We start from the raw sequence: 22,555 nt of genomic DNA, 5'->3' as shown, positions 1-22,555 counted from the left end.
TTCAATAAACAATCAGCATCGACCTAGGCGATGCTTTTGGGAAAGCAAATCAAACAATAGCGCTCTGTATCATCTAAAAATAAAGGGTAGCCAACGCTACCCTTTATGATTTGTTAATTTATCGACCGTTTAACGAATCGATAAGATTTTTTGCCTCTCGACGAATATCATCGCTGCCGTCAACGATTGCCTCTTCTAGAAGCTTAATTGCCCCATGCGAGTCACTCATCTCGATGTAGATTTTAGCCAAATCAAGCTTACCCGCAGCTTCTGCATTACTGTCGACATCATAATTGCCAATATCACCGATAACATCAGGGAATTCGTTGAGACCAACATCCAGTTTAAGCTCTTCATCGTCTGGATTAGTGACTTCTCCACCTTCTCGCTCGACTTGAGCCATCAGTTCATCAATCGTCATGTATTGCTTATCACGACTGCTGCCTGATTCGGTTAGGTTGTCTTGTTGAGCCCAATTCTCTTCTTTGATCTTCGGTTCAGCTTGCTGTTCAGCCGACGCCCAAATCTCTTGTTGGTCGTCAGGCACATCATGATGCATGCTCGATTGTTGCTCTGGCGCTAGGTTAAAGCCTTTCCAGTCTTCGCCACCAACTTCAAGCATGGCATCAATATCTAGCCCTGCACTATCAATCGATGTTGCATCCAATGGCTTATTAAACATGTTGTCGACAGAGTCTTGAACATCTTCAGAAAGCAGCTCAGCTAATGCTGTCTCATCAAAGTCATCAAAGCCTTCTAGTGGTTCGTCTTGAACCGCTGTAGGCGTTGAGTTTAGCTCAGAAGCTGTGCTCAGTGATTCTTCTGGCTGTGTAAAACCAGCCAACTCAGAGTCTTGTGGATTCGAGAAATCTTCAGCCTGACTGAAGCTTTGTGGGTTCGCGAACAAATCATGCAACGCATCTTGCTCTTCGCCTTGTGGGCTGAAAGAAGTCAGTGGTGTTGGTTTCTCTGCAAACGCGTCTGAGATGGCTTCATCTTCACCGTATTCTGGTAAATCAAGCTCATCGAACTCTACGTCTTCATCTTCTGCTACTGGCTCAGCACTGCTTTGCTCAATATCATCTAAAACAGAGTCCGCTTTTGCGCTTTCTTCATCGTACTCTGGAAGATCAAGGTCATTGAACTCGAACTTCTCTGTACCATCAGATAGGTCTTGTTCTAATTGAGCTTCATCCGGCTCACTCACCACTTCAGCTAATGCATCTTCTTCACCGAATTCTGGCAACTCAAAATCATCAAACGAGAACTCTTCTTCACTTTCTGGTTTAGCAGTTTCAGCCTTTGGTGCAGCATCTAGTTGAGGCTCAGCGGTTGGTTGTGATTCAACACTTGGTTGAGAATCAATAGCAGGCGTTATTGGTTCTGATGTTGATTCAGCATCAGCTTCTGCTAGTGCGTCTTCTTCACCGAACTCTGGTAGCTCAAAGTCATCAAACGAGAACTCTTCGTCGTCTTGACCCTGAGCGTCAGTTCGAGGTTCAACATCTAATTGAGGCTCAACAGCAGGCATTACTGGTTCTGGTGTTGATTCAGCATCAGCTTCCGCTAGTGCGTCTTCTTCACTAAACTCTGGCAACTCAAAGTCATCGAACGAGAACTCATCTACGCTTTCTTGTTTCGCTATTTCTGATTGTGGCGCAGCATCAGCTTCCGCCAGTGCGTCTTCTTCACCAAACTCTGGAAGTTCGAAGTCATCAAACGAGAATTCTTCTTCGCTTTCTTGTTCTGCCACTTCCGCTTGTGGTGTAGCTTCAACTTGCGGTTCAGCGTCTAACTGAGGTTCAACAACAGGTGTTACTGGTTCTGGTGTTACATCAGTTTCTGCTAATACTTCTGGTGCAGACGTATCATCTTCAATCAGCCAATCATCGTCTTGCGGCACACCAAATTCATTCGGAATGATCTCTGGCATATTTGCAGCACGAGCTGGCTCTGGCTCTGGCTCTGGCTCTGGCTCTGGCTCTGGCTCTGGCTCTGGCTCTGGCAAGGATTCAACAACATCTTCAAATTGTTCACTACCTTGGATTTTCGGTTCAAAGTCAAAATCAGAAGCTACGTCCGCAGGCGACTCTACATCGTCGATCGCTTCAGCTAACCAGTCTTCAACCGTCTCTTCTTCATATTCAGAGATATCATTTAAAGATGATGGTGAAGCTTGCTCTTCAAAACTAGCAGCAATGTCTTCGCGCTGCTCTTGTGCGTCGGCTTCTTTCGGTTCTGATTCTAGTGACGCAGTTTCTTCTTGAACTCGCTCTTCAAAAGCTGGTTTGTCAAAATCAGAATTCTCAGATAACAGCGAGTCGATATCCAGTTCGTCATCTTCAACCGATGATGCAATTTCGTCCGCTGATGCTTGGTTGCTATCTGAAAGAGACGCTTGCTCTAGTTCAACCGTATTTTCAATTGAGGGCTCAACAGGCTCTTCTGTCGCTTGCAGCGAATCATTGTCATCAGAAGTCATTAACTCATCAATCAACGCTTCGTCTGTTGTTTCTAGCGAGTCATCAAGCAAAGCATCCGTTGCCGGTGCGACACCGAACAAGTCATCGATAAAGTCATCACGATTGAAGTTTTCATCATTTTCTGGCTTAACGTCAGCACTTTCTTGGATCAGTTCCGAATCTAGCGATTCATCACGAACGATTTCAGGTTGTGTTATTTCACTAATGTCCGACGCTTGCTCAGGCTCAACGTCAGATGTTTCTGAGGTTAACGGAGTAAGAGCAACGTCTGAGTCCTTTTCCGGCTCCTCGTTGACGTTGTTAAAACCAAAGGCTGCATCAAGCTCTTTATCAAACGCCTTCTCTTCAGACTCAAGCTCATCTTCAATGCCACTTGTCAGTAAGTCATCAAACGGGTCTAAAGATTCTGATTCTTGTACATCCGCTGAAAGCTCATCACCTGACAATTCACTATCAAGAAAATCATCCAGTAAGTCGGTACTTTCGGCATCAAGTTCGAAATCATCATCGTCAGAATCGCCTATCAATTCATCCAAGGTTTCCGTGCTGTCTTCTGCGATGTTTAGATCATCATCCGTCGATAAACCAGAAAGCTCTTCAAGTTCAGATAGGGAGTCAAAACCTAAAGGCTCACTTTCAGACTCTACACCCGATTCGTCTTCCAACATTTCATCAAGGAGGTCTGTCGAGTTACTTAGATCAACGTCATCCCCTGCCAATTGCTCATCAAGCAGGTCAACGCTATCTTGAGGTTCTTCATCTACGATTGGCTTATCGAACTGAGATAGAATGTTTTCGATATCATCATCAGACGCCAAACCACTGTTTAAGTTAGTGGCAATCTCATCGTCGCTATCGAGGTTAAAAGGATCATTCGCTTGATCGTTCTGAGCGGCAACCTGAGCAAAGATATCGTCAATATCATCTTCTACGCTAGAAGCCGAAGGTTGAGGGGATTGCTGTTCCGAGATAAGAGCTTCGATATCAAATTCGTCGTTGCTTACATTCTCAGGAGCAGTATCAGTCTGTTGCTCTGAGATAAGCGCATCAATGTCAAAATCATCACTTGCTGGTGTTTCAGTGTTAGACGGCGAATCACTTTGCTCTTCAGAAATCAACGCATCAATGTCGAAGCTGTCGTCATCTTCATCATCAAGAGCAAACAGATCATCTAACAGAGACTGGTCTAGCTCGTTGGAACCTAGATCTTCAGTTTCACCCTCTTGAGATAACAAGGCTTCAATGTCATCAGCAGACATTGCGTTATCATCAGAAAGGTCAAAGTCAACATCATCACTATCGAGTGCGCTTTCCGCTGTTTTGTCTAGCGCGCGCTCCATCTCTTCAAGACCAAGCGCTTTGTCTTCGCTATTAACACTGATACCGTTGCTGCTGTCTAAATCTAGATCGTCGAAGTTAGTATCTAAATCACCATTTTCACCAATGCTGGCAAACGGGTCATCGTCTTCACCATCCAGATTGAAATCAAGATCAGATTCATCTAAACCAGCAAATACATCATCTTCTTCAACCAGTGCTTGGTCGTCAAACAACTTGTTGGCATCATCTTCTGAGCCAAACAAGTCATCGTCTAAAGAGAGTTCGTTCAGGTCGTCCATTTCATCGCCCAATGCAATAGGCGCAACGCTGCTTGGTTGTGGCTGAATAGGTTGATCTTGAGTGATTTGCTGTTGCTCAGCATTTTTAGAGCGACGGCCTAACAGCATCACAATGATCAAACCAAGTAGCAAACCTGGAATAATCGCAAGAGCCGCCACTAACCAACCATTCGATAACAGTTCGTCCAGTGCACTTGGTGCCATTTTTTCAATTTCGGAGTTCTTTCTGCGCTCTTCATCAAGCAGCTTTTCCACTTCGCTACGAATGCGGTCTTCATCACTGAGCTCTGTTTTTAACTCATCGACTTCCGATTGAACATTCGACAACATCAAACGAAGCTGATGGTTCTTCTCTTCAAGTGACAGTAGTTCAGTTTCTGAAAGCTCTAGCTGCTTCTCAAGCTTATTCATCTCTTTCGCTGGAGATGATGGAACAAGCGAGGCAGGTTTCTTAACGTCTTCAGTTGAGCTGGCTTGTTTTGTAGGCGTGGTAATTTTTGAGCCAGTATTCGATTGATTTGAGGTTTGAACTGCTTTTGGCTTTGAAGCTGCAGGCTTGGTCACTGGCGCATCAAGCTTAGCAAGATGTGAGTTCATGATGTTGATAGCTTGCTGCGTCGAACTTGCACGTGTTTGATCTAAAGAAGGCACACGTAAATTACTGGCAGGCAGCAGGCTATGGATATTCTGGTTTTCAAACGCTTGTGGGTTTAAGCGATAAATAGCCAACAGGGTTTGTTGGACTGACACGGAGTTATCAGGGCGTAACTTTGAAGCAATAGACCACAATGTTTCTGAGCCGCGAGTTGGACCATAGAAACGTGAAGGCTCAGCGCTATTCGATTGCGCTCTTTGAAGAGGTTCTGAAAACGTAGGCGCTGATTGTATCTGACCATTAGGTCCTACAACTCGAATGGAATCTGCACGAACAACGGAAATCTGAGTCGCAATGATAAAGGCAAAGGGCATTAACCACGGCTTGAAAATTTGAAACATAAAAGGCTCAGCTAGGTGCTTAAATTCGGAAAAGTGATGATCTATTAAATATATCGGATAAATGACGTAAAACTATAGAGATGAAAACAAAAAATGTGTTGCAGCAACAATATTCGCAGCAATTTCACACAATTTGACTAACAATATTTTCAATCGATTAAAAAAGCCCCACTAAAGAGTGAGGCTTGTTTATCAAAGCAATAAAGCTTAGAAGTAATCGCGAATCAGAACTTCAGCGATTTGAACTGCGTTTGTTGCTGCGCCTTTACGAACGTTATCAGCTACAACCCACATGTTCACGCCGCTGTGATGGCTGATGTCGTTACGAATACGACCAACCATTACGTGGTCTTTACCACCTGCATCACGAACTTGAGTTGGGAAGTCTAGCGCTTGGAATACTTCAACACCTTCTGTGTTCTCTAGAAGCTGAAGCACTTGTTCTGCACCGATTGGCGCGCGAGTTTCAATGTGCAGAGATTCTGCGTGACCATAGAATACTGGTACGCGAACACAAGTCGGGTTCACTGTGATTGAAGAGTCAGCAAAGATTTTTTGAGTTTCCCAAACCATCTTCATCTCTTCACGCGTGTAGCCGTTCTCTGTAAATTCATCGATTTGAGGAATACAGTTAAACGCGATCTGCTGTGAGAATGCTGAATTTTCAGCTGGCATACCATTAAGAAGCTTAGCCGTTTGACCCGCTAGCTCATCGATACCAGGCTTACCCGCACCAGACACAGATTGGTAAGTTGAAACGTTAATACGCTCAAGGCCCACTTCATCGTGAATTGGTTTCAGAGCGACTACCATTTGGATAGTCGAGCAGTTAGGGTTCGCGATGATGTTACGGTTACGGAACTCAGCAATTGCTTCAGGGTTCACCTCAGGCACAACCAGAGGAACATCGTATTCGTAACGGAAACGTGATGTATTATCGATAACAACAACACCTTCATCAGCTGCAATTGGAGCCCAGCGCTCCGAAAGCTCGCTACCTGCAGAGAAAAACGCAATATGTACTTGAGACCAATCGAAGTCTTCTACGTTTTGTACTTGTATTGTTTTGCCGTTAAAACGGGAAGTTTTGCCTTCACTACGTTCACTTGCTAGTAAGTGCATTTCACCGACAGGGAATTTACGCTCTTTAAGTACTTCAAGAATGGTTTCACCAACCGCACCAGTCGCACCTAAAATAGCAATATTAAATTCTTGGCTCATTGTTTCTCTCTTTTATAAAGTTGGCTTTACCATAAAACCGAGTTTAGATAACGGCGTTAAATTACAAGATTCGTCGCCCGTTAACTCGACTGCACTGTACTCTCTACGGTCCCAATATTCTTTACGCATCTTGTCAAAAGAACCCGGCGTAGCGATATTGCGACGGAATAAGGCGTCGTCTTTGCGCACATCATAGATCAACTGAGTCAAATTGTGCAGTGTTGCTTCATCCCAAGCTCTATCTAATTTCATTTGAGGTACAGGCGCTGTCGGCAATAAGTCGCTTGCATACGCACGCTGTTCAGTACCTAAAAACTCACAATAACTGTTGAAGATCATCGTGGTACCACGCGCTTTACCCTCTAAACCGTAGCCCGCTACGTGAGGAGTTGCAAAAGCGAGTAACGGAAGAAGCTCGAAGTCGACTTCAGGTTCAAATTCAAACACATCCAGAACCGCAGTGAAACCGTCGGCTTTTTGCAGGCGAGCTTTTAGCGCTTGGTTATCAACCACAGGACCGCGAGCTGCATTAATCAGGATTTGATCAGCACGTAAGTTGTTCAGCACTTGCTCATTGATCAAGTGATGCGTTGGAAACTCACCTGTCTTGGTGATGGGTGTATGCAATGTAATAACGTCTGATTGCTCAAGCAGAGTCTCTAGCTCAGTAAATTCGCGAGTATCACCCTCTTGCTGTTTTAGAGGATCGTTCAGCAGAACTTTAATACCAATGCCTTCTAGGCACTTAGCTAAGTAACTGCCCACTTGACCACAGCCGATAATACCAACCGTTTTATCAAAAACAGAGAAGCCTTGTTGCTGCGCAAGCACCATCATCGCACTGAACGCGTACTCAGCAACACCCACCTTGTTACAGCCAGGCGCCGCAGTAAAGAAAATGCCACGCTCTTTCATCAATTCTTGGTCAACATGGTCCATACCAGCCGTCGCAGTACCGACAAACTTCAGCTTATTGGCTTTGCTGATCAATGACTCGTTTACCTTGGTAACAGAGCGAATCATCAATGCGTCTACGTCAACTAGGTCGTCGGCCGTTAATGTGCGACCAGACTTCATTGTCACTTCACCTAACTGGCTAAAAAGCGCTTCAGCGTAAGGCATATTTTCGTCGATTAAGATTTTCATTTGGCGCGTACTTTTGTTGGGGTCTATCGACCTAAATGTGAATTGAAATGATTGTGCAAAATTCCACACACGGTGTCGAGTAGCAATTGGAATACATTATAAATAAAGGGCTGAATCACCTAGCCTTGACAGACAAGAACCGAAACCAAAGTGAACACCCAACATCAAAAGGCTAAAACGAAAAATGCCCGATTGAATAAACAATCGGGCAAACATCCAGAACAAAAGGATCCTATCTCGCTCTCCAGGAGACAGAGTCTTGCGTCTGTTCAACCAGTACTAACCAAGGTCAGCACTGGTCAAGCTCTGGAAACCTTTCAATTTCTAAAACCAGATTTAAAAACTATGTTTAAAAAACACGTTTACAAACCTACGTCTAAAAACTTTGTTCTGATGGTCATTATTACTGGGTGACCTGTGCGTGTTGAATTGGCACTAGCGCAACCCTTTAACGATTAACCTTGTCTCTCTAACTCAAGCCTAAGTTAAGCTTGGTATTTTTTGATTACTAGCGTTGCGTTCGTACCGCCAAAACCAAAGCTGTTAGACATAACCGTTGTTAGCTCTTGCTCACGAGCTTCAGTTACGATGTCTAGGCCAGCAGCAGCTTCGTCTAGGTTAGAAACGTTAATGCTTGGAGCAATAAAGCCATTGTCTAGCATTAGCGTTGAGTAAATTGCTTCGTGTACACCAGCAGCACCTAGAGCGTGACCTGTCATCGCTTTCGTTGCGGAAATTGCTGGGCTGTTGCCACCGCCATTACCTTGAGAGAAAACTTCTTGGATAGCGCCTAGCTCTTTCACGTCACCAACTGGAGTTGAAGTACCGTGAGTGTTCACGTAGTCAACGCCATCGACGTTTTGCATTGCCATCTTCATACAACGAACCGCACCTTCACCAGAAGGAGCAACCATGTCGTAGCCATCTGAAGTTGCTCCGTAACCTACGATCTCGCCGTAAATTTTCGCGCCACGAGCAACAGCGTGCTCAAGCTCTTCGATAACTAGCATGCCGCCGCCACCAGAGATAACGAAACCATCACGGTCTGCATCGTAGGTACGAGAAGCCAGTTCTGGTGTGTCGTTGTACTTAGTAGAAAGTGCGCCCATTGCGTCGAACATCATAGTCAGAGACCAATCCAGTTCTTCACCGCCACCAGCGAATACAACGTCTTGCTTACCAAGTTGGATAAGCTCCATTGCGTGACCAATACAGTGTGCAGATGTCGCACATGCAGAGCTCATAGAGTAGTTCACACCACGGATTTTGAAAGGAGTTGCTAGACAAGCAGAAACAGTAGAAGCCATTGTACGTGGCACCATATATGGACCAACGCGCTTCACGCCTTTCTCACGAATGATGTCTACCGCGTTTACTTGGTTTAGAGATGAAGCACCACCAGAACCCGCAACGATACCCGTGCGGTCATTAGATACTTGATCTTCAGTTAAACCAGAATCAGCAATTGCTTGCTCCATTGAAAGATAAGCGAATGCCGCTGCATCACCCATAAAGCGCATCTTTTTGCGATCAATATGGTCAGCAGGGTTCATTTTTAGGTTACCCCAAACTTGAGAGCGCAAGCCATTTTCCTTGAACTGCTCTGAAGCGGTAATACCAGATTTACCCTCTTTCAGTGATGCTAAAACTTCTTCGACGTTGTTACCGATACTTGAAACAATACCCATACCGGTGATTACGACTCGTTTCATGTGACATTCCTATAATTCTAAATTCAGCTAGATGATAACTAAGAAGCCTAACAAAAGTGGTCAGCTTTCCTAGAAATTCGTACAATCCCTACCAACATATCGCTTCAAATCACAAAATGATAGATTTTATGACTTCAATTACTAATGCAGAACTGGAATGGAATGAGTCTGGCACGCCAGTTTCAGACCAATTTGACGACGTTTACTTCTCCAATGTTAACGGTTTAGAAGAAACTCGCTACGTCTTTTTAAAGCAAAACCACCTTCCAGAGCGTTGGCTTGAACATGAACAACGCCGTTTTGTGATTGCAGAAACCGGCTTTGGCACAGGTTTGAACTTTCTTGCAGTTTGGCAATGGTTCGATGCTTTTCTTAAAGATAACCCACAAGCGATGACCAAAGAGTTACATTTCATCAGTTTTGAAAAATATCCTTTAAATAAAGAGGATCTCATCAAAGCACACCAATCGTGGCCAGAATTAGCCGAGTATGCGACGCAACTCCAACAACACTACCCTATCGCCCTGCCTGAATGTCACCGCATTGTGCTGGGTGATGGTGCAATCACGCTTGATTTATGGTTTGGCGATATTAAAGATTGCATGCCTAACGTACCAACCCCACGTGAAGGTTTGGTTGATGCTTGGTTCTTAGACGGTTTTGCTCCGAGCAAGAACCCAGAGATGTGGAATCAAAACCTATTCAACGGTATGGCCAAGCTCGCCAAGCAAGATTGTAGTTGCGCGACTTTCACCGCGGCTGGCTTTGTGCGCCGTGGCTTAATTGAAGCTGGCTTTGAAATGAAGAAGGTCAAAGGTTTTGGCACCAAGCGAGAAATGATTGCAGGCCGACTTGGCGAAAAGCATGCTCACACCAACATCAAACCTTGGTATGGCCTATCACAGCACAACGAATCGCAAGACATCGCTATCATCGGTGGTGGTGTTGCTAGTGCAGCACTCGCTAAAACGCTGAGCCGCCGTGGTAAAGACATCACGCTTTATTGTGAGCACCCACAAGCAGCGGGTAATGCATCAGGCAACAATCAAGGTGCGATTTATCCATTGTTAAGCGAAGCCACCTCGAACGTGTCTCGCGTGTTTGGACCAGGCTTACTGTTTGCTCGCCAGTTCATTAATCAGGCGGCGCAATCTATTCAGTTTGACCACAGTTGGTGTGGCGTGAACATTTTGATGTGGGACGAAGGCTCCACTAAAAAGCTCAACCGCATGTTGGAAGGCAATTTCCATACAGATTTGATTCAGCGTTTATCGCCAGAACAAGCGAATGAAAAGATTGGCCTACCGGTCGATAAAGAGAGCGTTTACTTCCCACTGGGTGGTTGGTTGAGCCCTCTGCAACTGACACAAGGCCTGATCGGGAAGTTAGAAGAGACCCACCAAGTTAGCACTCACTATCAACATCAAGTGACTCAACTAGAATGGCTCGAAACTGAACAACAATGGTTGCTCATCATTGAGACACCACAAGGTGAGATTCAAACCAAGCATGACCAAGTGGTGGTTGCGAACGGCCACAAGTTCACTCAGTTTGAGCAGACTCAGCCAGTACCACTGACACCGGTTAAAGGTCAAGTGAGCCACATTCCGACCACGGATAACCTCAGTAAACTAAAAACCGTGTTGTGCTTTGATGGTTACTTAACACCACAAAACCCAAACAATGGACACCATTGTATTGGCGCAAACTACGACAAAACCAACATCGACCAAGAGTTTGATATTGAGGTTCAGCAACATAATGGCGAGCGTCTGCATGGGTCACTGCCAGACCAAGCATGGACAAAAGATGTCGATACCAGTAGCAACCTAGCGCGCCAAGGTATCCGTAGCGTGAGCCGTGACCACTTGCCATTTGTTGGCAATGTGGGCGATTTCGAAGCCATTAAAGATCAGTACCAAGATCTACACAACTTTAACCCACAGCGTGACTCGGTTGATGATGTTGAAACGGTGACAAGCTTCCCTAACCTATACTGTTTTATCGGATTAGGCTCACGTGGCTTGAGCTCTGCGCCATTATTGGCTGAAGTGTTAGCATCACAAATTTGTGGCGATCCGCTTCCCTTACCTGTCGATGTGCTTGAAGCGATTCACCCAAGCAGAATGTGGGTACGCAGGCTGCGTAAAGGCAAGGCACTAACCGCTGGCTGGGTTGCAGATAAGCACTCAAAAACAAATCAGTAGTTTCTAGTTCAACTATTCTGAATATCTAAATATTGGAAATACCTGAAACTAAAAGCTAAAAAGCCCGAGCGACATTATGTCCCTCGGGCTTTTTGTTGTTCGTGTTGATCTAACTTGTATTTACAGCTTAGCAACCGCGTCTTTGATCTGCTGAGCAATCTCTTCGTTGCTGATAGAACCAGACTCAAAATCAAAGTTATCGTAGAAGCTTGGTACTGAAACTGACGCTTTTACGTTTCCGCCAAAGTATGGCGCTGAACCTGTTGCTGCGCCAAGTACCGTTTGTGCACCGCCTGGGCCAGGTGAAGTCGCTAGGTAAACCGCCGGCTTCTCGCCAAACACAGAGCGCTCAATGCGTGTCGCCCAATCAAATAGGTTTTTGTACGCAGCTGGGTAGTGGCCGTTGTGCTCAGCAAAAGAGATAACAAACGCATCTGCTTCAGCTAAATCACGTAAGAATGCTTGTGCGCCTTCCGCTTGGCCAATCTCTTTTTCAGTGTCTTCACTGAACATAGGAACGTTGTAATCGTTGATGTTTAGAACTTTAACTTCAGCACCTTCAATCAAGTTAGCTGCGTAAGTTGCTAGAGTTTTGTTGATAGAAGTAGAGCTTGTGCTTGCGCCGAATGCGATAACTTTCATGATGTGACCTTTTCTGTAAATCCGTTAAGTGGGATTAGAATAACGTAGTCAGAAAATGGAACCATCACAAGGATTGAACGGACTCATTCAAAAATTTCGAATGAGTCTCAAACTATTCACTGCTCAGCAAAATGAAAAGGAAGGGACTGAGCGGATAATGATAAACAACCAGCGATTAAGCTTGGTTTTGCAGTTCAACCCAAAGGTCATTCACGATGGTACGGTCTGCAGGCGTGAGTTCAGAGCGAGCGTCGTCTAGGCTCTTTTCAATGCGAGCTTTTACTTCAGCCACATCTTCAATGCCTTCTTCTTCACATGAAGCCACTGACAGAGAAATATGACCACGTAAGTAACCACCAGCAAACAGTTCATCGTCTGATGCGTTTTCAATGCGAGCATCAATTACTTCAAGTAGTTTTTCTTCAAATTCGATAATCATAATATTCTCTTATTTCACAATAAATTGGCTAGTGCATAAAGGTTCTACATCGTAGAAGCTGCGTAATGCTTCAGAGAGCATTTTCACGCGAGGCGGAAGACCAGCTTCAAAGATACCCATGACTTCGCTGTGTACTTTATTCATAAAGGCCAAACGATCTGGCTCAAAATCGCCGTGTAGATTGTCACAGCTGACATTAAAAGGAAAGCCCGCACTCATCGCAATGATCCATTCATACGCTTGTGGGCGAATTTCTACTTTTTCAAACTCAGCTTGAACCGCTTCTGTTCGACCATCAGGCTCATACCAATAGCCAAAATCTTCCAACAAACGACGTTCTGGGCCAGCGACACACCAGTGTGCGATTTCGTGAAGTGCAGACGCATAAAAACCGCGAGCAAATACGATACGGTGGTGAGAAACCTGTTCATCGGCTGGCAGGTAAATAGGCTCGTCTGCACCCAGTTCGATCTTGGTATTGTAGCTCTCGAAAAAGGTTTGATTGAAAATATCGATGATGTCTGAGTATTGGTGCGTCATAAAATCAAATTTAAGTAAAAAGAACTGGGGCATTTTGCGTTTTTTTAAGCGTTCGGTAAAGCCCTATCACGGGCAATGGCATTAGGTTGATCCCAATATTTTACCGTGACAATCGATTGCTGATCCCAGATTACACTACTTTGAGGTGAATGATTAGTTTAGCTAATCTGAAATGCCGATTCACGGTACAAATATTCATTCGTCAATCAGTGTTTTTACTACTACACTCGCGCTTCATTTTTATATCCCTAAGGCCTATAAGACTCCAATTTATAGACCTATATTATAGAGCTACAGCAATGCTACTAAGTGTTTTGTATATCATTGGCATCACGGCAGAAGCCATGACCGGCGCTCTCAGTGCTGGCAAACAAAAAATGGATTGGTTTGGTGTAATGTTGGTTGCGAGTGCAACGGCAATTGGCGGTGGCACAGTACGCGATATCTTACTCGGCCATTACCCTTTAGGTTGGGTTGAAAACCCGCAGTATCTGGCAATCACCTGTATCGCGGGTGTTATTACAACGGGGCTGGCTAAGTGGGTAATCAAGCTAAAAGGCTTATTCATTCGTTTAGATGCTCTAGGGCTTATCGTGTTCAGTATCATTGGTACTAAAGTCGCGATGACCATGGGCCTACACCCAATGATCTGCATGGTGTCTGCGCTAGTCACCGGGGTCTTTGGTGGTTTGCTGCGCGACCTGATCTGTCGTCAAACACCATTGGTATTGCATGAAGAGCTGTATGCGTCTGTCGCACTGGTCGCCTCAGGTTTATACCTAGGTTTGCTTGAACTTGGCATTAACGACGTAACCGCGACGATTGTGACGCTTGTGGTTGGTTACTTGCTGCGCATGGCGGCCGTGCGATTCAAGTGGCGTTTACCTTCGTTCCAGCTTGATCCTGAAAGCTCGGTACATTAAATGATATATTCTCAATTACGCAGAATATAAAAAGGGTTGCTTCATCACGAAGCAACCCTCTTTGTTTTTATCAAATCAGTTTCAAATCTGTTCTGATTACAACGAAGCAGAACTAGATTTTTGGCGTTTCAGTTGTCACACCAAAGTTTTGACCACGGTGACGTAGCAAGTGATCAAGCAATACAATCGCTAACATCGCTTCTGCGATCGGCACGGCACGGATACCTACACATGGGTCATGACGACCTTTAGTGATTAGTTGCGTTGCTTCACCGTCTTTAGTGATCGTGTCACCAGGAACGGTAATGCTTGATGTTGGTTTAAGCGCAATGCTTGCAACAATATCTTGGCCAGTAGAAATACCACCTAAGATACCGCCAGCATGGTTGCTGCTGAAACCTTCTGGCGTTAATGGATCACGGTGTTCACTACCGCGTTGATTAACGACGTCAAAGCCATCACCAATCTCAACACCTTTCACCGCATTGATGCTCATTAGAGCGTGAGCAATGTCAGCATCTAGACGATCAAAAATTGGCTCACCAAGGCCTACAGGCACTTTAGTCGCAACCACTTGAATCTTCGCACCAATCGAGTTGCCTTCTTTTAGCAAGTCACGAATCAGTTGATCAAATTCTGGTACTTTGTCGGCATCTGGGCAGAAGAAAGCGTTGTTTTCAATCTCGTTCCAATCCACTTTATCAATTGAGATATCACCCATTTGAGAAAGGTATGCTTGGATTTCAACACCAAATTCTTGTTTTAGGTATTTCTTCGCTATTGCACCTGCAGCAACGCGCATTGCAGTTTCACGAGCTGAAGAACGACCACCACCTCGGTAATCACGTACACCGTACTTTTGATGGTACGTATAGTCAGCGTGGCCTGGGCGGAACTTGTCTTTAATTTCGGAATAGTCTTTAGAGCGTTGGTCTGTATTTTCAATCAATAGACCAATAGAAGTGCCCGTAGTTTGGCCTTCAAATACACCTGATAAGATTTTCACTTCATCCGCTTCACGGCGAGCCGTTGTATAACGAGAAGTACCAGGGCGACGACGATCCAAATCTCTTTGAAGGTCTGCTTCGGTAATTTCTAATCCTGGTGGGCACCCATCTACGATACATCCTAGTGCGATACCGTGACTTTCTCCGAACGTGGTCACGCGGAAATGTTGTCCGATACTGTTTCCTGCCATTACTTCCTCTAAATCAGCTATTGAGCAGAAGGTTTGATTCCGAAACCGACTGGCTAACAGCTTTACTTGTCTATTCTTCGTGAATTCATAGTGGCTTTATTACCAAATGATGTAAACCCCAAAAAACGAACAATTTTAACTTTCTATTACATGAGCCGAATGAAATGAATAACGCGGGGAAATGAGTGGCGCTTTGAGAAGAGTATTTTTATTATGGTAAGAAAGCAAAAAACCCGACAACTCGGAGAGTTATCGGGTTTCTTTAAATAATGGCACGCCCTGAAGGATTCGAACCTTCGACCACCTCCTTAGAAGGGAGGTGCTCTATCCAGCTGAGCTAAGGGCGCGCTACAGGAACGAATTATACGAATTCGAATCAGTAAAGCAACGGCTTTATGTAACATTCTGATCTAAGTGAGTAAAAAAAGGGCAACAAACATATAAGTGTTGGAAAATAGAACAAAGCAAACGTTTGCTTGATGGTAATCAAAAAGATTTTCTGGAATAATGCGCCAAAAACATCAGCCACTAACTTGAATATCAATACTAAGGAAATTCATGACTGCTCAAAATATTGATGGAAAGCTAATTTCTCAAACGGTTCGCTCCGAAGTTGCTGCACGTGTAAAAGCTCGTACTGAAGCTGGATTACGCGCTCCGGGCCTAGCGGTTGTTTTAGTGGGTGAAGACCCTGCTTCTCAGGTTTACGTTGGAAGTAAGCGTAAAGCGTGTGAAGAAGTTGGCTTCGTGTCTAAATCTTACGACTTGCCAGCCACTGCGACAGAAGACGAATTGTTAACACTGGTAGACCAACTGAACCAAGACCCAGAGATCGACGGTATTCTGGTTCAACTGCCTCTACCTGCTGGTATTGATAGCACTCACGTTCTTGAGCGTATCACGCCAGAAAAAGACGTTGATGGCTTCCACCCATACAATGTCGGCCGTTTGGCTCAGCGTATGCCTAAGCTTCGCTCTTGTACGCCAAAAGGCATCATCACGCTGCTTGACCGTTACAACATCGATTTACGTGGTAAGCACGCGGTTGTCGTTGGCGCATCAAACATCGTAGGTCGCCCAATGACGCTAGAGCTCCTTCTAGCAGGTTGTACAACGACAACATGTCACCGCTTCACCAAAGACCTTGAAGGCCACGTGCGTCAAGCAGACGTTGTTGTAGTTGCAGTAGGTAAGCCAAACTTCATTCCAGGTGCTTGGATCAAGAAAGGCGCTGTTGTGGTCGATGTGGGTATCAACCGTTTGGAATCTGGCAAACTAGTGGGTGACGTTGAATACGACGTAGCGAAAGAAAGCGCAAGCTTCATCACGCCTGTACCGGGTGGTGTTGGTCCAATGACGGTGGCGAGCCTAATCGAGAACACCATGATCGCTTGTGAGCAATTTCACTCGAAGTAATCCGCAGCGCATATAAATAAAATTAGAAGGCCGCAACGTGATGAACGCTGCGGCTTTTTTGATACTTAGACATTCGTTTTGAAACAGGGCGACTCGCTTTTGATGCACTGCTATTCGCTACTTATCTGGATTCTCGACTTTTTCCGTCTGTTCAGAAGGCGGTAATAAACTAATAAGCTCACACTCCGTTGATATGAGTTTTTCCAACTCAGATCCTTGTGTAATTAAACGGAAATCACCGCCAGTAATCACCCCAAGAGGAATGGCTTTAGGGTACAGCGCGTTAAACTCGTTTAAATCAAATGCCTCGGTCAAACCTGTACTTTTAATTTGGCTACCCTGAGCCATCAACGAGTTAAGCTTGGAATAGGTAACTCCTTCCGAAAACAAGCTTCTGTTGCCATCGCGGTTCACCTGATGCCTTTCATGTTTATTCTCTGATGACTCAAGCTCAAACACCTTATTTTCACCAAACTCGTCTTGATAGTGCATGCTAACTAATGGGTTGGTTTGACGATAAGGCGAGACGATCATCGCACGCCCTACTCCATCCAATTCCAGATTATTTTCAGCGTGACTCGAAGCTGGGTTACCAAAGTAGACATTCAAGTTATCCATGCGTGCTAAGCGAATGCTTTCCCAGTTGGTATCGGCAAGCACACTATTGATGTTGTGTGTCGCCAATACTTTGGCAAACTGGCGTGAAAACTGAGTCGCACCAAAGAAGATAACGCCTTGTGCCTTCTCTTGAGTCACACCTAGCCTTCTTGTCCACCAACTCGCGGTGAGGCTTTGAATCACAACTGTACCGATGATGATCAAGAACACCATTGGTACCAGCAGGTCTGCGCCTTCTATTAATTGTTTTTCTTGAAGCTTGATTGCAAACAGAGAAGAAACCGCGGCTGCAACGATCCCGCGCGGCGCCATCCAGCTCAAAAACCATTTATCCGCAGAGGTAAGATCCGTGCCGATCCCGCTGATCCACACACTTAACGGGCGAGCCACCAGCATAACCACCGCTAATAAACCAATACCGCCCCAACCTATCGAGAGGAAGGTTCCTGAATCGAGTCTACTCGCTAACAGAATAAACAACGCTGAAATGAGTAATACGGTCAGGGTTTCTTTGAATTCGATGATGTCTTCGATATCCAAGCCTTTCACGTTGGCAAGCCAGATCCCCATGATGGTCACGGTTAATAAACCCGATTCTTCACTCAAGTCATTCGAGAAAGAGAACGCAGCGAGCATTAGCGTCAATACAGCCACATTACGTAAATAGTGCGGTACCCAATGCCCTTGCAGCATCTTGGCAATCAAATAGCCACCGATGATCCCTAAACCTAAACCAATGGTTAAGGTTAGTCCCAGAGCTGAAAGTACATGTCCTGTAGGGTCGGCCGAAGAGACGATGTATTCATAAACCAGAACAGCAAACAGAGCGCCAATGGGATCAATCACTATCCCCTCCCATCGCAAGATACTGCCTAGAGAAGATTTAGGCTGAATACTGCGAAGCATGGGTACGATCACCGTTGGGCCAGTTACCACGACTAATGCACCAAACAATGCGGCTAACGGCCAACTAAAGTCCACAAAGTAGTAAGCACCCACCACGATACAGGCCCAGGTAATCAACATACCGAAACTCACGAGGTGAGTCACCATCCGGCCATGGCCTCTGATTTCTTTAAAATTTAGGGTTAATGCCCCTTCAAACAGGATGATGGCAACCCCTAATGAAATCATAGGAAACAACACATCACCAAAAATGGCATCGGGATTTAAGATATTCAAGCCAGGACCTAACAATAGGCCGACGATAAGGAGAGGAAGAATCGCGGGAAGACGTAAACGCCAACCGAGCAGCTGACAAGCTAAAGACAAGAGTCCAATTAACGCCAAAGAAGAAGTAATCGACAAATCCATTTGTGCCCCTAAAAGGTTTGCACCACACCCTGTGGTACAAACTATTCAATGAAATAAGAAAGCCTACGTTCTTACACTATAGGCTCTCTTTTTCACGCTAACCGAATATTATTGTGATTAATCAGTCACTTTACTATAGGGAGAGTAAAGTCATGATCAGTTAGCTACAGAGAAAGTACAACACCAGCAATCGCTGCACTCATCAAGTTAGCAAACACACCCGCACAAATTGCTTTGAAGCCATATTTTGAGATGAAAGAGCGACGCTCTGGAACTAAGCTACCCAAACCACCGATCAAAATTGCCATGGTAGAGATGTTAGCAAAGCCACATAGAGCAAAAGTTACGATCGCTTGAGAGTGCTCACTCAGTGCCTCTTTAGCATCCATTAGTTGGATGAAAGCCACGAACTCGTTCACGACAATCTTGTTACCGATCAATGAACCTGCAACCACAGCCTCAGACCACGGTACACCGATTAGCCATGCAACGGGTGCAAACACATAACCTAGGATAAGTTCGAAGCTTAGGTTTACGCCAAACCAGCCACCAACAATACCTAGCAAGCCATTCAGCATTGCAATCACACTGATAAAGGCAAGAAGTGTTGCACCCACTGCAACGGCAATACGAAGTCCAGACATAGCCCCATCTGCCATTGCCTCAACTACGTTTGTTGCTCGTGGAATTTCTACATCAGACTCAATATTTTCTTGAGCGTCATCTGGGCTGCCAGGTACTAAGATTTTAGCCATCAGTAGACCGGCTGGTGCAGACATGAATGCCGCAGCGATCAGGAAGTTTAAGTCAACGCCAAGAGATGCATAACCCACTAACGTACCACCAGCTACAGAAGCCAAACCACACACCATCACAGCAAACAGTTGTGAATCCGTCATGTGCTTTAGGTAAGGTTTAACCACCAATGGCGCTTCAATCATGCCGACAAAGATATTGGCAGTCGCAGACAGTGATTCTGCACGACCTGTACCCAAGAACTTCTGTAGCGCACCACCAATAAGGTTGATCACCTTTGGCATAAAGCCAATGTGGTACAAACCTGAAATCAATGCAGAGAAAAAGATAATGATGCCAAGAACATTAATCGCGAAAACAAATCCGTTATTCGTTAGGCCACCAAATAGAAAGTTAATCCCCTCTTGACCGTAGTTGATCAAGCTAGATACCGCACCTGTGGCTGCATTCAACGCTTCTTTACCCATTGGTACATACAGAACCAACAGCGCGAATGAGATTTGTAATAAGAAAGCCAAAGAGACTGTTCTTAGTGGAATATTTTTTCTGTCCGTAGATAGTAACCAAGCGGCAACTAAAATAGTGATAATTCCAAGTAGGGAAGCCATGTGCGTCAACCTAAAAGTTATAGATAGGAAAGGCGACGCATTCTATAGAGGAAATCGTTTGCGGCAAGCTGAGGTTGTTAACGTGATGTTGGGGTAATCAAGGTTTAACTATGAGTATAATTAAGTTATTGAATTTTAATAATTAACTTTGATTAAAAAGCGTACTTTTTCCATATGGAAATTATATTTATAGATTAGGAAACAGTTAGCGATGCAGTTCAACACAAGTTTTGAGGTTTTTGTCCCAATACGTCGGCGACCCTATATGATCTTTAATGAACTCAATCACCGCTGAAAGCTTCTTCGGCATGTTCTTTCTGCTTGGGTAAACAGCATAGAATGGCATCAGCTGACTGGCTCTCCACTCTGGTAATACTTGAATCAACTTACCCGTTCTAAACTCTTCTTTCACTAAGTAAGTCGCCAAATAAGCAACACCCCACCCTGATACTGCTGCGTCTCGTACAGCCTCAGCCAAATCGACTGAGTAATCGCCCGCGACTTTAACACTAAGGTTTTCTTGCCCGTTATCAAACGCCCACGATGTGTAATCTCGCTCTCGGCTGCGATAGATAAGGCAATTGTGGTCAATCAGATCAGAAGGCACATGCGGCGTCCCGGCCTTAATCAGATAATCCGGTGATGCAGCCACTACAAACTGGCTGTCGGCTAATCGCTGCGCAATGTAACCTTCAGGCAAGTCTTCATTGTTGGTGATCCAGAGATCCAAACGCTCTTCAATCATATCCACCTTATAATCGAACAAGTGAACCTCGATTCTCAGCTGTGGGTAAAGCTGTCTGAGTTGGTCGATCGCGGGAATGATATGCAGCGTGCCAAATGACTGCGACAAACCGACGCGCAGTATTCCAGAGATATCATCGCGCTGGCTGTCCATATCCATCTGAGCTGATTTCACCGTGTTAAACAGCTGCTCACAGTGTTGATAGAACACGTCTCCCGCTTCGGTAAGCGTGAGGCTTCGTGTCGTCCTTTGCACCAGCTTGATTCCTATCGAGTCTTCAAGCAAAGCGACTTGCTTGCTGATATGAGACACTGAAACATTTAAGCTCTTTGCAGCACTGGTAAAGCCTTCATGCTTAATTAACGCATGGAATATCACCATCTGTGCAGCTCTATCTGTTAGCACAAGGCCACCTTCTCAAATCTCTAAAATATAAAATCAAAAAGGACTCCGAAGAGTCCTTTAGTTCGTTCTGCCTATGGTAGGCCAAATGCTATCAAAGCAAGCTATGCCAATTAATCAAACTTAATTCTGTCGGCTAGGTGGCTTACTGCCAAAGCAAAGTAGTAAGAACGATTCCACTTCATTAACACATTGTAGTTGTTATAAATGAGGTACGAACGTCCGGTTTCATCATCCGGCATGATTAACCAAGCTTTAATGTCTTCATCAAGTGTTGGCAGTGGGCGATCGTCATAACGCTTAATACCGAGTTCAGACCACTCTTTTAAGTATTTCGCTTTGTCTTCAGTTCGACCTTGTAAATCGATCGACACAGATGACGGAACATGAACCTGACGACCCCAAGTATATTTGTCATCCCATCCTGATTGGCTGAGATAATTTGCCGCTGAAGCAAATACGTCTTCTTCAGTGCCCCAAATGTCTTTCTTACCGTCGCCATTACCATCAGCCGCATATGCTAAGAATGAGCTTGGCATAAATTGAGGCTGACCCATTGCGCCCGCCCAAGAGCCTTTCATCTCTTTTGGTGCAATATGGCCTTGATCAAGAATCTTCAACGCCGCCATCGCTTCGCTGCGGAAAAACGCTTCTCTGCGTCCTTCGTAAGCCATGGTCGTTAGCGCATCGATAACACTGTAGTTACCAGTGAACTTACCAAAGTTACTCTCAACACCCCATAGCGCGACAATGAATCTTGGTTGAACACCATATTCATCACCAATACGCTTTAGCGCTGTGTAATGCTTCTTATAAAGTGATCTGGCTTGCTTCACTTTCCAATCAGGCACTGCTCGTGGAATGTATTCATCCAGAGTCAGTTTTTTCTCAGGTTGATTCTTGTCGGCTTTCACCGCTCTTGGCTTAAACGTTACACCATCAAAGGCTTCATCAATGATCGTTTCAGAGATGCCTTCTTCACGGCCTTGTTGCTTTAGTTTTTCTACATATTGTTCGAAGCTCAATTCTTCAGCGTGCACTGAGCTAATGGTCAAGCTATTACCCAATAGTAATGCCGACACAGCCAATATGGTTTTCGAAAATTTACTCAACAATCACTCCTCCTTGAATTGAGGTGGCTATCACTCTTCGTCTTGAGATTTCTGTTGAGCTTTACGCTCTTTATGAAGCTCAAGTTCGTTAACTGGTGGTGGCGGAACCTGCAAAAAGAAACCATCGGTATTCAGTGATTCTTTCACTTTTTCGATGTTCACTTGAGCCAGTTTACGGCCATCCATTTTAATTACCATTACAAAACTAGGTTTACCAAACATTTGCATCAATGCGTCAGGAACTTGTGAAAAATCATCCTTCTTAGGGATATAAAGGTATGTTCCTTCTTTCTTTGAGCTTTTATATATAGAACACAGCATGACAAACCTTTTTAATTGATTATGACTACAAAACTCTCACTTGCGAGATCAATAGTTTATGTTAGGGAAATATTGGGAACAAAACGTCCATTTGACAACAAGATTACTTGCTGTGCTTGGTTTGGGAATATAACATG

General features: G+C 44.8%; 17 protein-coding genes and 1 tRNA gene. 4 read left to right on the top strand and 14 right to left on the bottom strand.

What is annotated here, in order from left to right:
• Positions 1 to 118 precede the first annotated feature (118 nt).
• The 3 genes from ACED45_RS02615 to ACED45_RS02605 form a co-directional block, all read right to left on the bottom strand.
• Entirely contained in the window at positions 119 to 5,098 is a 4,980-nt protein-coding gene (locus ACED45_RS02615; RefSeq protein WP_371713264.1) for a FimV/HubP family polar landmark protein, read from the bottom strand.
• 207 nt (positions 5,099 to 5,305) lie between these two features.
• Complete coding sequence (locus ACED45_RS02610) at positions 5,306 to 6,319, bottom strand: aspartate-semialdehyde dehydrogenase (RefSeq protein WP_371713263.1); 1,014 nt, start codon at positions 6,317 to 6,319, stop codon at positions 5,306 to 5,308.
• Between the two features lie 12 nt (positions 6,320 to 6,331).
• Entirely contained in the window at positions 6,332 to 7,465 is a 1,134-nt protein-coding gene (locus ACED45_RS02605) for a 4-phosphoerythronate dehydrogenase (protein WP_048611503.1), read from the bottom strand.
• Positions 7,466 to 7,615: 150 nt separating this feature from the next.
• On the opposite strand from ACED45_RS02605, the gene ACED45_RS02600 reads away from it, so the two are divergent.
• Positions 7,616 to 7,879 carry a hypothetical protein gene (locus ACED45_RS02600; RefSeq protein ID WP_371713262.1) on the top strand — a complete coding sequence of 88 codons (264 nt, stop codon included), beginning with the start codon at positions 7,616 to 7,618 and terminating at the stop codon, positions 7,877 to 7,879.
• Positions 7,880 to 7,950: 71 nt separating this feature from the next.
• On the opposite strand, the gene fabB is transcribed toward ACED45_RS02600, so the two are convergent.
• Complete coding sequence (gene fabB / locus ACED45_RS02595) at positions 7,951 to 9,177, bottom strand: beta-ketoacyl-ACP synthase I (RefSeq protein WP_057622324.1); 1,227 nt, start codon at positions 9,175 to 9,177, stop codon at positions 7,951 to 7,953.
• A 56-nt stretch (positions 9,178 to 9,233) separates the two neighbouring features.
• Here fabB and mnmC point away from each other — a divergent pair, with 56 nt between their 5' ends.
• Positions 9,234 to 11,384 carry a bifunctional tRNA (5-methylaminomethyl-2-thiouridine)(34)-methyltransferase MnmD/FAD-dependent 5-carboxymethylaminomethyl-2-thiouridine(34) oxidoreductase MnmC gene (gene mnmC / locus ACED45_RS02590; protein ID WP_102433598.1) on the top strand — a complete coding sequence of 717 codons (2,151 nt, stop codon included), beginning with the start codon at positions 9,234 to 9,236 and terminating at the stop codon, positions 11,382 to 11,384.
• A 120-nt stretch (positions 11,385 to 11,504) separates the two neighbouring features.
• Here mnmC and ACED45_RS02585 read toward each other — a convergent pair whose 3' ends face one another.
• The 3 genes from ACED45_RS02585 to ACED45_RS02575 form a co-directional block, all read right to left on the bottom strand.
• Positions 11,505 to 12,026, bottom strand: a complete 522-nt coding sequence (locus ACED45_RS02585; protein WP_017632536.1) for an NADPH-dependent FMN reductase — start codon at positions 12,024 to 12,026, stop codon at positions 11,505 to 11,507.
• Between the two features lie 175 nt (positions 12,027 to 12,201).
• Complete coding sequence (locus tag ACED45_RS02580; protein WP_017632537.1) at positions 12,202 to 12,465, bottom strand: YfcL family protein; 264 nt, start codon at positions 12,463 to 12,465, stop codon at positions 12,202 to 12,204.
• 9 nt (positions 12,466 to 12,474) lie between these two features.
• On the bottom strand, positions 12,475 to 13,005 hold the full coding sequence (locus tag ACED45_RS02575; RefSeq protein WP_146492289.1) for an elongation factor P hydroxylase: 531 nt from the start codon (positions 13,003 to 13,005) through the stop codon (positions 12,475 to 12,477).
• A 299-nt stretch (positions 13,006 to 13,304) separates the two neighbouring features.
• Here ACED45_RS02575 and ACED45_RS02570 point away from each other — a divergent pair, with 299 nt between their 5' ends.
• Complete coding sequence (locus tag ACED45_RS02570) at positions 13,305 to 13,928, top strand: trimeric intracellular cation channel family protein (RefSeq protein WP_004734183.1); 624 nt, start codon at positions 13,305 to 13,307, stop codon at positions 13,926 to 13,928.
• 112 nt (positions 13,929 to 14,040) lie between these two features.
• Here the strand turns inward: ACED45_RS02570 and aroC are convergent, their stop codons facing one another.
• Positions 14,041 to 15,126, bottom strand: coding sequence for a chorismate synthase (gene aroC / locus ACED45_RS02565; protein ID WP_004734182.1), 1,086 nt, complete (start codon positions 15,124 to 15,126; stop codon positions 14,041 to 14,043).
• Positions 15,127 to 15,396: 270 nt separating this feature from the next.
• Positions 15,397 to 15,473, bottom strand: a tRNA-Arg gene (locus ACED45_RS02560).
• 211 nt (positions 15,474 to 15,684) lie between these two features.
• On the opposite strand from ACED45_RS02560, the gene folD reads away from it, so the two are divergent.
• Complete coding sequence (gene folD, locus ACED45_RS02555; RefSeq protein WP_017629535.1) at positions 15,685 to 16,542, top strand: bifunctional methylenetetrahydrofolate dehydrogenase/methenyltetrahydrofolate cyclohydrolase FolD; 858 nt, start codon at positions 15,685 to 15,687, stop codon at positions 16,540 to 16,542.
• Positions 16,543 to 16,659: 117 nt separating this feature from the next.
• Here folD and ACED45_RS02550 read toward each other — a convergent pair whose 3' ends face one another.
• The 5 genes from ACED45_RS02550 to ACED45_RS02530 all read right to left on the bottom strand — a co-directional run bounded on the left by ACED45_RS02550 (position 16,660) and on the right by ACED45_RS02530 (position 22,418).
• On the bottom strand, positions 16,660 to 18,474 hold the full coding sequence (locus ACED45_RS02550) for a cation:proton antiporter (protein WP_371713261.1): 1,815 nt from the start codon (positions 18,472 to 18,474) through the stop codon (positions 16,660 to 16,662).
• A gap of 164 nt (positions 18,475 to 18,638) precedes the next feature.
• Entirely contained in the window at positions 18,639 to 19,838 is a 1,200-nt protein-coding gene (locus tag ACED45_RS02545; RefSeq protein WP_371713260.1) for a NupC/NupG family nucleoside CNT transporter, read from the bottom strand.
• Positions 19,839 to 20,043: 205 nt separating this feature from the next.
• Positions 20,044 to 20,964, bottom strand: a complete 921-nt coding sequence (locus tag ACED45_RS02540) for a LysR family transcriptional regulator (RefSeq protein ID WP_080967320.1) — start codon at positions 20,962 to 20,964, stop codon at positions 20,044 to 20,046.
• 134 nt (positions 20,965 to 21,098) lie between these two features.
• On the bottom strand, positions 21,099 to 22,097 hold the full coding sequence (locus ACED45_RS02535) for a lytic murein transglycosylase (RefSeq protein ID WP_102433616.1): 999 nt from the start codon (positions 22,095 to 22,097) through the stop codon (positions 21,099 to 21,101).
• Positions 22,098 to 22,127: 30 nt separating this feature from the next.
• The gene (locus ACED45_RS02530) at positions 22,128 to 22,418 is read right to left on the bottom strand and encodes a YcgL domain-containing protein (protein WP_017062372.1); all 291 of its coding nucleotides are present in this window, start codon (positions 22,416 to 22,418) and stop codon (positions 22,128 to 22,130) included.
• Between the last annotated feature and the right edge of the window lie 137 nt (positions 22,419 to 22,555).

Origin of the sequence: Vibrio crassostreae (assembly GCF_041439375.1) — a bacterium.
Taxonomy (GTDB): domain Bacteria; phylum Pseudomonadota; class Gammaproteobacteria; order Enterobacterales; family Vibrionaceae; genus Vibrio; species Vibrio crassostreae_D.
Note: the sequence above shows the minus strand (reverse complement) of the source record. Positions and strands in the feature narration are given on the sequence as shown.

Bases quoted from the DNA above. Each gene is read 5' to 3' on its own strand.
- ACED45_RS02615 (WP_371713264.1), bottom strand. From the start codon at position 5,098: ATGTTTCAAATTTTCAAGCCGTGGTTAATGCCCTTTGCCTTTATCATT.
- ACED45_RS02610 (WP_371713263.1), bottom strand. From the start codon at position 6,319: ATGAGCCAAGAATTTAATATTGCTATTTTAGGTGCGACTGGTGCGGTT.
- ACED45_RS02605 (WP_048611503.1), bottom strand. From the start codon at position 7,465: ATGAAAATCTTAATCGACGAAAATATGCCTTACGCTGAAGCGCTTTTT.
- fabB (WP_057622324.1), bottom strand. From the start codon at position 9,177: ATGAAACGAGTCGTAATCACCGGTATGGGTATTGTTTCAAGTATCGGT.
- ACED45_RS02585 (WP_017632536.1), bottom strand. From the start codon at position 12,026: ATGAAAGTTATCGCATTCGGCGCAAGCACAAGCTCTACTTCTATCAAC.
- ACED45_RS02580 (WP_017632537.1), bottom strand. From the start codon at position 12,465: ATGATTATCGAATTTGAAGAAAAACTACTTGAAGTAATTGATGCTCGC.
- ACED45_RS02575 (WP_146492289.1), bottom strand. From the start codon at position 13,005: ATGACGCACCAATACTCAGACATCATCGATATTTTCAATCAAACCTTT.
- ACED45_RS02570 (WP_004734183.1), top strand. From the start codon at position 13,305: ATGCTACTAAGTGTTTTGTATATCATTGGCATCACGGCAGAAGCCATG.
- aroC (WP_004734182.1), bottom strand. From the start codon at position 15,126: ATGGCAGGAAACAGTATCGGACAACATTTCCGCGTGACCACGTTCGGA.
- folD (WP_017629535.1), top strand. From the start codon at position 15,685: ATGACTGCTCAAAATATTGATGGAAAGCTAATTTCTCAAACGGTTCGC.
- ACED45_RS02550 (WP_371713261.1), bottom strand. From the start codon at position 18,474: ATGGATTTGTCGATTACTTCTTCTTTGGCGTTAATTGGACTCTTGTCT.
- ACED45_RS02545 (WP_371713260.1), bottom strand. From the start codon at position 19,838: ATGGCTTCCCTACTTGGAATTATCACTATTTTAGTTGCCGCTTGGTTA.
- ACED45_RS02540 (WP_080967320.1), bottom strand. From the start codon at position 20,964: ATGGTGATATTCCATGCGTTAATTAAGCATGAAGGCTTTACCAGTGCT.
- ACED45_RS02530 (WP_017062372.1), bottom strand. From the start codon at position 22,418: ATGCTGTGTTCTATATATAAAAGCTCAAAGAAAGAAGGAACATACCTT.